This window comes from Amycolatopsis sp. NPDC051045, from assembly GCF_040682955.1.
Classification (GTDB): domain Bacteria; phylum Actinomycetota; class Actinomycetes; order Mycobacteriales; family Pseudonocardiaceae; genus Amycolatopsis.
On sequence record NZ_JBFBCC010000012.1, the window covers coordinates 1 to 11854 of the forward strand.

Annotated in this window: 6 protein-coding genes and 1 pseudogene; 4 read left to right on the forward strand and 3 right to left on the reverse strand. The window is 69.7% G+C overall.

Annotation, left to right across the window (positions count from 1 at the left end; all coding sequences use genetic code 11):
* Positions 1–331: 331 nt before the first annotated feature.
* From AB0M80_RS25955 to dnaE, 3 genes and pseudogenes are all read right to left on the reverse strand, one after another.
* Positions 332–1518: pseudogene (locus AB0M80_RS25955) on the reverse strand (low temperature requirement protein A).
* A gap of 427 nt (positions 1519–1945) precedes the next feature.
* Positions 1946–3415: an MFS transporter gene (locus AB0M80_RS25960; RefSeq protein ID WP_364569845.1), complete on the reverse strand. Its 1470-nt coding sequence runs from the start codon at positions 3413–3415 to the stop codon at positions 1946–1948.
* Positions 3416–3527: 112 nt separating this feature from the next.
* Entirely contained in the window at positions 3528–7121 is a 3594-nt protein-coding gene (dnaE, locus tag AB0M80_RS25965) for a DNA polymerase III subunit alpha (RefSeq protein WP_364569848.1), read from the reverse strand.
* A gap of 356 nt (positions 7122–7477) precedes the next feature.
* On the opposite strand from dnaE, the gene AB0M80_RS25970 reads away from it, so the two are divergent.
* From AB0M80_RS25970 to AB0M80_RS25985, 4 genes are read left to right on the forward strand one after another with little or no spacing between them, the layout of a single operon-like run.
* Entirely contained in the window at positions 7478–8125 is a 648-nt protein-coding gene (locus tag AB0M80_RS25970; protein ID WP_364570592.1) for a FadR/GntR family transcriptional regulator, read from the forward strand.
* Entirely contained in the window at positions 8122–9543 is a 1422-nt protein-coding gene (locus AB0M80_RS25975) for an amino acid permease (protein WP_364569851.1), read from the forward strand. Before AB0M80_RS25970 ends, AB0M80_RS25975 begins: the two co-directional genes overlap by 4 nt.
* Positions 9540–10463 carry an asparaginase gene (locus AB0M80_RS25980; RefSeq protein ID WP_364569854.1) on the forward strand — a complete coding sequence of 308 codons (924 nt, stop codon included), beginning with the start codon at positions 9540–9542 and terminating at the stop codon, positions 10461–10463. Before AB0M80_RS25975 ends, AB0M80_RS25980 begins: the two co-directional genes overlap by 4 nt.
* Positions 10460–11851 (forward strand): aspartate ammonia-lyase, encoded by a 1392-nt coding sequence (locus AB0M80_RS25985; protein ID WP_364569857.1) that lies wholly within the window; start codon positions 10460–10462, stop codon positions 11849–11851. Before AB0M80_RS25980 ends, AB0M80_RS25985 begins: the two co-directional genes overlap by 4 nt.
* Positions 11852–11854: the final 3 nt, after the last annotated feature.

Here is an 11854-nt window from a genome sequence, read left to right on the forward strand (position 1 = left end):
ATTTAATGCTCTCAAAGGAACCTCATACGAGGTTCATAAATAAGCTCTACTGGCTTAGTTCACTAGCACACTGTTGAGTTCTCAAGCAACACACTTCGAACCGCCGCGCCGTGAAGCGCTTTGGTCTTCGGCTTTTGTTTCAAGCTTTGTTCCAGGGATACTACCCTGGTTCGGGACCACCCACTCTACCACGATCGTGGGAGCTTGGTTCGTGTTCCCGGTGGCCACCCGGTTTCCCTGGCGACTTGGAGAACTTTACATGCCCCCGAAACCCCTCGCGCAGGGGGGTCCCCTTTTTCGCGCCAAGCCTCTGACCTGCACCGATAGGCGCTCAAGCCGGTTGGCGCTCCCCGTGGGTCGCGACGACGGTCAGCACGACGAGCGCGGCCGCGAGCCCGGCGGCGACGTGGATCGGCGCCGGGGTGAACGACGCCGCCACGACGAGCACCGCGGTGACCGGGAAGCCGATGGCGATCGGGCGGCACTCATTGGTGGGGCCGATGTGCAGCAGCCACACGCTCAGCAGGAACACCGCGACCGGGATCGTGGTCGCCATCGCCGCGGCGACCCCGCCGACGCCGTGCAGGGTGCCCGTGTCGTACCCGACCGCCACCTCGAGCCCGGCGCCGACCGCCGCCGCGGAGGCGAAGATCAGGTAGTAGCCGTACCCCCAGCTCATCGACGTGAACATGCCCGGACGACGGAGCAGCCGCGCGTGCCCCGGCTGGTCGAAGTACAGCCACCACAGCGAGAACACGAGCACCAGCCCGGCCGCCGCGAGGCCGGCCAGGCGCCCGACGTGCGCCGCGTCGGACACCCCCTCCTTGATCGCGTTGGTCGCGCTCAAGATCGTCTCGCCGAGCACGATCAGGGTGAACAGGCCGTACCGCTCGGCGATGTGGTGCGGGTGCCAGGCGGTCCCCTGCCGGCTCTCGGCCCACACCGGCACCGCCAGTTCGGCCACCACGAGCACGAGGAACGCGACGATCCCCGCCGTGCCCGGCACCCACAGCCGCGCGATCCACAGCACCTGGACCACCGCGATCCCGGCCGCGTAGCGCACGGCGGTGGGCCGGCACGCCGGATCCAGAGGCGCGGCGCGCAGCCACTGCCCGACCAGCGACAGCCGCATCAGGACGTACCCGGCGACGATCACCCGGAAATCGCCGTCGAACGCGCTGGACACCCCGGCCGCGATGGTCAGGCCGCCGGCGATCTGCAGGAGCGTGGCCAGCCGGTACGGGACGTCGTCGGTGTCGAACGCCGAGGCGAACCAGCTGAAGTTCAGCCAGCCCCACCAGATCGCGAAAACACCATCGCGAACGACGACACGCCGTGCGCGGCGTGCCCCTCGGCCAGCGCGTGGTGCAGCGAGGCCGCGGCCTGGCCGACGGCGACCACGAAGCACAGGTCGAAGAGCAGCTCCAGCGGTGTCGAGACGCGGTGGTGCTCGCCGCGGTCGCGGGAGCGCATCGGCCGGTACCAAACCCGCGCTCTGGTGGCCGGCTGCTCGGTCATCGGGACTCCCCGCGTCGGTCCGACGGACGCCGACCATCCCAGCATGATCAGGGTGGCGGCGGTGCGCACGACACGGGTGAAGACGGGCGGGCCCGGTTCCCCCTCACCCGGGCCCGCCCGCCGCCGTCACGCGCCGGCGGGCACCGATGGGCAGCCCTTCCGCGAATGCCGGACGGTCCCCCGCGGACGCCGACACCCACTGGATGGAAGGTGACCGAGTGTGTCCATTCCTTCGAACTCCGGACGCTTCGGTCGCTCAAGCCGGTCACCCCATCCCCGGGTGGCCGACTGATTGCCACTGTCGGTAGCCGAAGCCGCGCAGTGAAGGCTCCATAAGACTTACCCGGTTGCTCTGCGTAGCACCAGTGTCTTTCCGTGCTCGTCACTCGGATGGAGCATCGCCGATCTGCGGAAAGTAGTGCGTGGCTCAGCCCCGGGGGACGTCCGCCGCGGAGGTCTCGGCCTCCCGGGCTTCGCGTTCCTCCTCGGAAGCGCGGTGGCGCCGCGTCCGGAGCTCGGCGATCGCGAGGACGAGAGCGCCGCACGTCAGGACGGCCGCGCAGGCGAGCGCGATGGTGAGCGCCAGCGGATAGCCCCGGCCGACGAACAGGCCGAAGACCGACGCGAGCACGGCGGTGCCGATCGCCGTCCCGATCCGCTGCCCGGTCTGCAGCGCGCCGCCCGCGACCCCGGCCATCCGGACCGGCACGCATTCCAGCGTCAACGTCGTGTTCGGCGAAATGACCATCCCGCCGCCCACACCCGCGAACACCAGCGGGAGCGCGAAGGCCCACCCGGACGCCGACGGCGGGACCAGCTCCGCGAGCAGCGCGACGGCCAGCAGCCCGACGGCGACCATGCCCAGCCCGGTGACGGTCAGCCACCGGCCGAAGCGGGGCACCAGCCGCCCGGCGACGGCCGCGGACACCGCCGAGCCGATCGCGAACGGCGTCACCGACAGGCCGGACTGCAGGGGCGAGTAGCCCAGGCCCTGCTGGAAGAACATCGCGAAGACCAGCCAGATCCCGGCGAACCCGCAGAAGTAGAGCGCCCCGACCGCCGCCCCGGTGGCGTACCCGGGTGTGTCGGTGAACAGCCGGGTGTCCAGCAGCGGCGACCGGCCGCGCCGGACCACCGAGTGCTCCCAGCGCACGAACGCGGCCCCGAAGACGAGCGCGACGGCGAACAGCCACCACAGCCGCGTGATGCCGTGCTGGTCGGCCTCGATCACCGGCAGCAGCACGCCCAGGACGGCGACCGCGAGCAGCGCGATCCCGACGAAGTCGATCTCCGATCGCAGCCTGAACTGCTTCTTCTCGCTGCGCGGCAGCAGCCGGAGCGCGAGGGCGAACGCGAGGACGCCGATCGGGACATTGACGTAGAACACCCAGCGCCAGCCGTCCTGCGCCCCGAAGACGGCGAGGATGACGCCGCCGAGGATCGGGCCGACCGCCGTCGAGATCCCCACCACCGCGCCGAACATGCCGAACGCGCGGCCGCGCTCGGCGCCGCGGAAGAGGTCCTGGATCAGGCCGGTGTTCTGCGGGGTGAGCATGCCCGCGGCCAGGCCCTGGGCCAGGCGCGCGAGCACCAGCGTCGTCTCGTTCGGGGCCGCGCCGGCCAGCGCGCTGGTGAGGACGAAGGCGGCGAGGGCGCCGAGGAACATGTTCCGGCGGCCGAACGCGTCCCCGAGGCGGCCACCGGTGACCAGGACCAGGCCGAACGCCAGCGCGTAGCCGGACACGACCCAGCGGATGCCGCCGCTGCTCGCGTGCAGGCCGGTCTGCATCGACGGGAGGGCGACGTTGACGATGCTGACGTCGAGCAGGCCCATGAACCCGGCCGTGAGCGAGACGGCAAGCGCTTTCCAGCGGCGGGGATCGGGTTCGTACGTCATCGAGGGCGGACCTCACGGAAGTTCACGGGGTGGGGATACCCCCATCAGCAAACACGAAAGGCGGGTTCCGCGCGCGTTGTGCACGCCGAACCCGCCCGTCCCGGAAGCATGATCAGGTGGACGCGGTGATCCCCCGGATGCCCTTGAGCTCGCCGATCAGCATGGAGCTGACCTTCACCGGGTAGTCGTAGAGCGCGAACACCGTCTGGTTCTTGCCCACCAGCTTGAGGTGCACCGGGGTTTCCCCCTTGTGCGCCAGCAGCGTGGACCGCAGCTCGCTCACCACCGACTGGTCGATCTTCTCGGCCGCCGCCAGGAGGATCAGCGGGGGCTCGTCGTCGCCGTTGCCCGTGCCGACCTCGGACAGGTCCAGGGTCGCCAGGCCGCCGCCGAAGATCGACATCTTGTCTTCGCGCCAGTTGACCCGGCCCTTGACCAGGACGGCGTTGTCCTCGATCAGCTCGCCCGCGAAGAGCGCGTACGACTTCGGGAAGAAGAGCACCTCGAGGGAGGCGTCCATGTCCTCGACCGTGCAGATCGCCCAGGGCTCGCCCTTCTTGTTGACCCGCCGTTCCAGCGACGTGATCAGCCCGGACACGATGATCTCGCCTTCCTTCGGCGGGTCGGCCAGGATCGAGGCGATCGGCTTCGGGGCGTGCTTGCGCAGGATCCGCTCGGCCCCGTCCAGGGGGTGCGCCGAGACGTACAGGCCGAGCATCTCCCGCTCGTAGGCGAGCAGCTGTTTGCGCGGGTACTCCTCTTCGCCGAACTTCAGGTGCGCGAGCGGCGAGGAAGAAGCCGCCGCGGTGTCGTCCCCGTCGTCCCCGCCGAAGCCGAACAGGTCGAACTGGCCCATCGCCTCCTGGCGCTTGAGCGGGACGACGGCTTCGACCGCGTCTTCGTGGACCTGGATCATCGACAGCCGCGTGTGGCCGAGCGAGTCGAACGCGCCCGCCTTGATCAGCGACTCGATGACCCGCTTGTTGCAGACCACGAGCTCGGACTTGTCGAGGAAATCGGTGAAGGAGGCGTACTTGCCCTTCTCCTCGCGGGTCTTGAGGATCGACTCGACGACGTTCGCGCCGACGTTGCGGACGGCACCCAGTCCGAAGCGGATGTCGTCCCCGACGGCCGCGAAGCGCAGGGCCGACTCGTTGACGTCCGGCGGCAGCACCTTGATGCCGAGCCGGCGGCACTCGGACAGGTAGACCGCCGACTTGTCCTTGTTGTCGCCGACCGACGTGAGCAGGGCGGCCATGTACTCGGCCCGGAAGTTCGCCTTGAGGTAGGCGGTCCAGTACGAGATCAGGCCGTACGCGGCCGCGTGGCTCTTGTTGAACGCGTACCCGGCGAACGGGAGGATCGTGTCCCAGAGCGCCTTGATCGCCTCGGGCGAAAAGCCGCCGGGCCGCAGGTCACTGGCCCGCATGCCGGCTTCGAAGCCCTCGTACTCCTTGTCGAGGACTTCCTTCTTCTTCTTGCCCATCGCGCGGCGGAGCACGTCCGCGCGCCCCATCGTGTACCCGGCCACTTTCTGGCCGATGTGCATGATCTGCTCTTGGTACACGATCAGGCCGTAGGTGTCGGCCAGGATTTCCCGCAGCGGCTCGTCGAGCTCCGGGTGGATCGGCTTGACCTTCTGCCGGTGGTTCTTGCGGTCGGCGTAGTCGTTGTGCGCGTTCATGCCCATCGGGCCGGGGCGGTACAGCGCGCCGACCGCGACGATGTCGTCGAACACCGTGGGCTCCATGCGGCGCAGCAGGTCGCGCATGGGCCCGCCGTCCAGCTGGAACACGCCGAGCGTGTCGCCGCGGGCGAGCAGCTTGTACGTCTCGGGGTCGTCGACGCCCAGGGTGTCGAGGTCGACGTCGACCCCGCGGTTGGACTTGATGTTGTCGATCGCGTCACCGATGACGGTCAGGTTGCGCAGGCCGAGGAAGTCCATCTTCAGGAGGCCGATGGCCTCGCACGACGGGTAGTCCCAGCCGGTGATGATCGAGCCGTCGTCACGCTGCCAGAGCGGGATGGCGTTGGTCAGCGGCTCGCTCGACATGATGACCGCGCAGGCGTGGACGCCGGCGTTGCGGATCAGGCCTTCGAGGCCGCGGGCGGTCTCGAAGATCGTCTTGCACTCGTCGTCGGTCTCGACGAGCGCGCGGACCTCGGCGGCCTCGCCGTAGCGCTCGTGCTTCGAGTCGACGATGCCCGAGAGCGGGATGTCCTTCGCCATGATCGGCGGCGGCAGCGCCTTGGAGATCTTGTCCGCGATCGCGTAACCGGGCTGGCCGAAATGGACCCGGGCGCTGTCCTTGATCGCCGCCTTGGTCTTGATGGTGCCGAAGGTGATGACCTGGGCGACCTTGTCCGCGCCGTACTTCTCGGTGGCGTACCGGATCATCTCGCCGCGCCGGCGGTCGTCGAAGTCGATGTCGATGTCGGGCATCGAGACGCGCTCGGGGTTGAGGAACCGCTCGAACAGCAGCTTCTGCGGGATCGGGTCCAGGTTGGTGATACCCAGCACGTACGCGACCAGGGAGCCGGCGGCCGAACCACGGCCGGGGCCGACCCGGATGCCGACCTTGCGGGCATAGCTGATGAGGTCGGCGACGATGAGGAAGTAGGCCGGGAAGCCCTTCCCGATGATGACGTCGAGCTCGATCTCGATCCGCTCGTTGTAGGACTCGTCCGGCACGCCGTCCGGGAAGCGCCACTTGAGGCCGCGCTGGACCTCTTCGCGGAGCCAGCCGCCCTGGTCGTAGCCCTCCGGCACCTCGAAGAACGGCAGCCGGTCCTTGTGGGTGTAGACCTCGTCGTAGGACTCGACGCGCTCGGCGATCATCAGCGTGGTGTCGGCCGCGCCGGGGACCTCCTTGTCCCAGTACTCGCGCATCTCGGCGGCGGACTTGAGGTAGTAGCCGTCGCCGTCGAACTTGAACCGGGTCGGGTCGTTGAGGGTCTTGCCCGCCTGGACGCACAGCAGCGCCGAGTGCGTGTCCGCCTGGTCCTTGGTGACGTAGTGCGAGTCGTTGGTGGCGATCGGCTTGAGGTCGAGCAGGCGGCCGACCTCCAGCAGGCCCTCGCGGACCGACCGCTCGATCGGCAGGCCGTGGTCCATCAGCTCGAGGAAGAAGTTGTCCGCGCCGAAGATGTCCTTGTAGTCGGACGCGGCCTGGATCGCCGCTTCCTTCTGGCCCAGCCGCAGCCGGGTCTGCACCTCGCCGGACGGGCAGCCGGTGGTGGCGATGATCCCCGAGCTGTTCTCGGCGATCAGCTCGCGGTCCATCCGCGGCTTGCGGTAGTAGCCCTGCATGCTGGCCAGGGAGGACAGCTTGAAGAGGTTCCGCAGGCCGGTCGCGTTCGCCGCGAGCATGGTCATGTGCGTGTACGCACCGCCACCGGAGACGTCGCCGCCTTCACCGAACTCGTCCGAGCCGCGCTGGTTGGCCTGGCCCCAGAAGACGGGCTTCTTGTGGAACCGGCTTTCCGGGGCGATGTAGGCCTCGATGCCGATGATCGGCTTGATGCCCACCTTCTTGGCCTGCTGGTAGAACTCGTCACCGCCGTACATGTTGCCGTGGTCGGTCATGCCGACCGCGGGCATGCCGAGGCGTGCCGCCTCCGCGAAGAGAGGAGCGATCTTCGCCGCACCGTCGAGCATCGAGTACTCGGTGTGGACGTGCAGGTGGACGAAGGAATCGTTCGACACCAGCGAAAACCTCCCCTTGGTGATCGGGACCGGCGCGCCCGGGTCCCCCACCCTAACCGGTGGCACCGACAGCCCGCGCACGCGCTCGCCGGGGTCGATTCTGCTCCTCGCGGGCGGTGTTCCGCCGTTGCGACGCGCCCCCTCTTCGGGCGGTGACGAGTCCGGCCACGCGCCGCTGCCGGGCGGTCACGCGGGGGCTCCACGGACCTGGATCCGCGAGCGGGGGCGGCCCGTGAGCTGAGCCACAGGCGCCCGCTCCCGCGTTGACACCGGCACCCCCGGCACCGAGCATTCCGGCCATGAACCTGTCTGACAGCCAGACAGCCGGACAAGGTGGTCCTCGCCGGGTGAGTGCCATGGAAGCCGTGCTGGCCCACCTGCGCGCTTCGATCGAGCGCGGCGAGTACGCCGTCGGCGCGAAGCTGCCCTCCGAAGCCGCCTTGAGCAGGGAGTTCGAGGTCAGCCGGTCGGTCGTCCGGGAAGCCCTCCGCGGTCTCCAGGCGCTCGGCATGACCGAGTCGAAGACCGGCAAGGGCACCTTCGTCACCGCGACCGGCCCGGCCGACAACCCCACCTTCGGGCCGTACTCGGCCCGCGATCTCATCGAGGTGCGCCGGCACGTCGAGATCCCCGTCGCCGGGTACGCGGCCGTGCGGCGGAGCCAGGACGACCTCGATCTCCTCGGCCACCTGCTCGACCGGATGGAGGCCGAGACCGACAACACGGCCTGGGTCGCGCTCGACTCGCTCTTCCACATCACCATCGCCCAGTCCTCGGGCAACCCCGTGTTCGGGAAGGTGATCGAAGAGATCCGGGACGCGCTCGCCCGCCAGTCCGCCTTCCTCAACCAGCTCGGCGACCGGCGCCGGCAGTCGAACGTCGAGCACCGGGAGATCGTCACGGCGATCGCCGACGGCTCGGAAGACGCCGCCGTCGCGGCCATGACCGCGCACCTGCAGCACGTCGAAGCCACTCTGACCAGCATCGTGAACGGGGACCAGTGACCGAGCAAACCCTCACCGCCACGACCCCGGACGCGGGCGACGCCGGCTACCGCAAGGCCCTCAAGTCCCGGCACGTGAACATGATCGCCATCGGCGGGGCGATCGGCACCGGACTGTTCCTCGGCGCGGGCGGCCGGCTCGCCCAGGCCGGGCCGGCGCTGGCGATCGTCTACGCCGTCTGCGGGCTCTTCGCCTTCTTCGTCGTCCGCGCGCTCGGCGAGCTGATCCTGTACCGGCCCTCCAGCGGCGCCTTCGTCTCCTACGCCCGGGAGTTCATGGGCGAAAAGGGCGCGTACGTCGCCGGTTGGATGCACTTCCTCAACTGGTCGACCACCGGCATCGCCGACATCACGGCGATCGCGCTGTACGCGCACTTCTGGTCGTTCTTCTCGCCGATCCCGCAGTGGGTGCTCGCGCTGATCGCGCTCGCCGTCGTGCTGACGCTGAACACGGTGTCGGTGAAGCTGTTCGGCGAGATGGAGTTCTGGTTCGCCATCATCAAGGTCGCCGCGCTCGTGCTCTTCATGGTGATCGGCATCTTCCTGCTGGTCACGCAGACGCCGATCGACGGCGTCGCGGGCGGGCCGCAGCTGATCGCCGACCACGGCGGGCTCTTCCCGTCCGGGCTGCTGCCGATGGTGCTCATCGTGCAGGGCGTGGTGTTCGCCTACGCCTCGGTCGAGCTCGTCGGCGTCGCCGCCGGCGAGACCGAGCACCCGGAGAAGATCATGCCGAAGGCGATCAACTCCATCATGTGGCGCATCCTGGTGTTCTACGTCGGCTCGGTCGTGCTGCTGGCGATGCTGCTGCCGTGGAGCTCCTACACCAAGGAGCAGAGCCCGTTCGTCACCGTGCTCTCGCACCTGGGTGTGCCCGCGGCGGACAGCGTGATGAACCTCGTCGTGCTCACCGCGGCGCTGTCCAGCCTGAACTCCGGGCTGTACTCGACCGGGCGGATCCTGCGGTCGATGGCGATGGCGGGCTCGGCGCCGAAGTTCACCGGCGTGATGAACCGCAACCACGTGCCCTACGGCGGGATCCTGCTCACCGCGGCCGTGTGCGTACTCGGCGTCGGGCTCAACTACCTGGTGCCGAAGGAGGCCTTCGAGATCGTGCTGAACTTCGCCGCGATCGCCATCCTCGCCACCTGGGCCATCATCGTGCTCTGTCACCTGCTCTTCGTGCGCAAGGCGAAGCGCGACGGCCTCGAGCGCCCGGCCTTCCGGCTGCCGTTCTCGCCGTACACCGAGATCGCGACGCTGGTGTTCCTCGCCGCCGTCGTCGTCCTGATGGGCTTCGACGAGACCGGCCGGATCACCTTGCTGGCGCTGCCGGCAATCCTCGTCGCCCTGGTCGTGGGCTGGTTCGGGGTGCGCAGGCGGATCGACATGCGCGCGTTCGACGAGGCGGGCCTGTGAGCCACGAACCCCTGGTCGAGCTGATCCGCGACGGGATGGTCGAGGGCGTCCACCACGGCTCGGCCGTGGTGCTCGCCCCGGACGGCTCGACGCTGTTCGCCGCCGGGGACGCCGACACCGCGATGTACCCGCGGTCGACGGCGAAGCCGCTGCAGGCCGCGGCGATGGCGCGGCTGGGCCTGCGGCTGTCCCCCGCCGGGTTCGCGATCGCCGCGGCCAGCCACTCGGGCGAGCCGATGCACCTCGAAGCCGCTCTCGAAGTCCTCGACGGCCGGTCCCCCGACGCGCTGGGCAATCCCGCGGACTTCCCGTTCGACCCGGTCGAACGGGACCGCTGGATCGCCGCGGGCCGGACCCCCACCCGGCTGGCGCACAACTGCTCCGGCAAGCACGCGGCCATGCTCGCGACCTGCGAGCTGAACGGCTGGAGCACCGAGGGCTACCTCGACCCGGCCCACCCGCTGCAGCGCGCGATCGCCGCCACGGTCGAGGACCTGACCGGCCGGGGCATCGCGCGGGTCGCGGTCGACGGCTGCGGCGCGCCGCTCTTCGCGACGACGCTGCGCGGGCTCGCGACGGCCGTGTCGAAGATCGCCACGGCCGCCCCCGGCACGCCGGACCACCTGGTCGCCGCGGGCATCCGGAAGCACCCCGAGCTCGTCGGCGGCCACCGCCGGGACGTCACCGCCGTCATGCGCGCGGTGCCCGGGCTGATCGCCAAGGACGGCTTCGAAGCCGTCCAGGTCGCCGCGCTGCCGGACGGCTGCGCGATCGCGGTCAAGATCGCCGACGGCGGGGACCGGGCCCGGCTGCCGGTGCTGGCCGCGGCACTGGAGCTGTGCGGGGTGGCCGGCCCGCCCGGCCCGGAAAACCTGCGTGTCACCGGAAAATTGGCCGCCTCGGTGGGGAGCCCCGGATGACCACCCGCCGCGAACACGACCTGCTGGGCGACAAGGACGTTCCCGCCGGCGCGTACTGGGGCGTGCACACCGCCCGCGCCCGGGAGAACTTCCCCGTCACCGGCACGACGATCGCCGCCTACCCGCACCTGATCGAGGCGCTCGCCTCGGTGAAGGAGGCCGCGGCCCGCGCCAACGCCGAACTCGGCCTCCTCGAACCGGACATCGCCAACGCGATCGCCGAGGCCTGCCGGGAGATCCGCGAAGGCGCGCTGCACGGCGAGTTCGTCGTCGACGTCATCCAGGGCGGCGCCGGGACGTCGACCAACATGAACGCCAACGAGGTCATCGCGAACCGGGCCCTGGAACTGCTCGGCCACGCCAAGGGCGATTACCACGTCGTGCACCCCAACGAGCACGTCAACCTCGGGCAGTCGACGAACGACGCGTACCCGACCGCCGTCAACGTCGCGACGATCATCGCCGTGCGCGAGCTGTCCGAGTCGATGGTCGTGCTGGAGAAGGCGTTCGCGGCCAAGGCCGTCGAGTTCCACGACGTGCTGAAGATGGGCCGCACACAGCTGCAGGACGCGGTCCCGATGACGCTCGGCCAGGAGTTCGGCACCTACGCGGTGATGCTCGGCGAGGACCGGCAGCGGCTCGGCGAAGCCGTCGCCCTGCTGCACGAGATCAACCTCGGCGCGACCGCGATCGGCACCGGCCTCAACGCCGCGCCGGGCTACGCCGAAGCCGCGTGCCGCCACCTGCGCGAGATCACCGGGCTGCCGGTCGTCACCGCGGCGGATCTGGTGGAAGCCACCCAGGACTGCGGCGCGTTCGTGCACCTCTCGGGCGTGCTCAAGCGGATCGCGGTCAAGCTCTCCAAGAGCTGCAACGACCTGCGGCTGCTGTCCTCGGGCCCGCGCGCCGGGCTGAACGAGATCACCCTGCCGCCGGTGCAGGCCGGGTCGTCGATCATGCCCGGCAAGATCAACCCGGTCATCCCGGAGGTGGTCAACCAGGTCGCGTTCGAGGTGATCGGCAACGACGTCACCGTGACGATGGCCGCCGAGGCCGGCCAGCTGCAGCTCAACGCGTTCGAGCCGATCATCCTGCACGCGCTTTCGGAGAGCGTCACGCACCTGGGCGCGGCCTGCCGCGTGCTCGCCTCGAAATGCGTTTCGGGCATCACGGCGAACGTGGACGTCGTGCGCGGCTACGTGGAGAACTCGATCGGCCTGGTCACGGCGCTGAACCCGAGCATCGGCTACGCGGCCGCGACGGAGATCGCGAAGGAAGCTCTCGCGACCGGGCGCGGCGTCGCCGAACTCGTCGTCGAAAAGGGCTTGATCCCGGCCGAAGAGCTGGCGAAGCTGCTTCGGCCGGAAACCCTCGCCCGGGCGCACTGAGGT

Coding starts and splice junctions, on each gene's coding strand:
- AB0M80_RS25985 (WP_364569857.1), top strand. CDS start 10,460: ATGACCACCCGCCGCGAACACGACCTGCTGGGCGACAAGGACGTTCCC.
- AB0M80_RS25970 (WP_364570592.1), top strand. CDS start 7,478: ATGGAAGCCGTGCTGGCCCACCTGCGCGCTTCGATCGAGCGCGGCGAG.
- AB0M80_RS25960 (WP_364569845.1), bottom strand. CDS start 3,415: ATGACGTACGAACCCGATCCCCGCCGCTGGAAAGCGCTTGCCGTCTCG.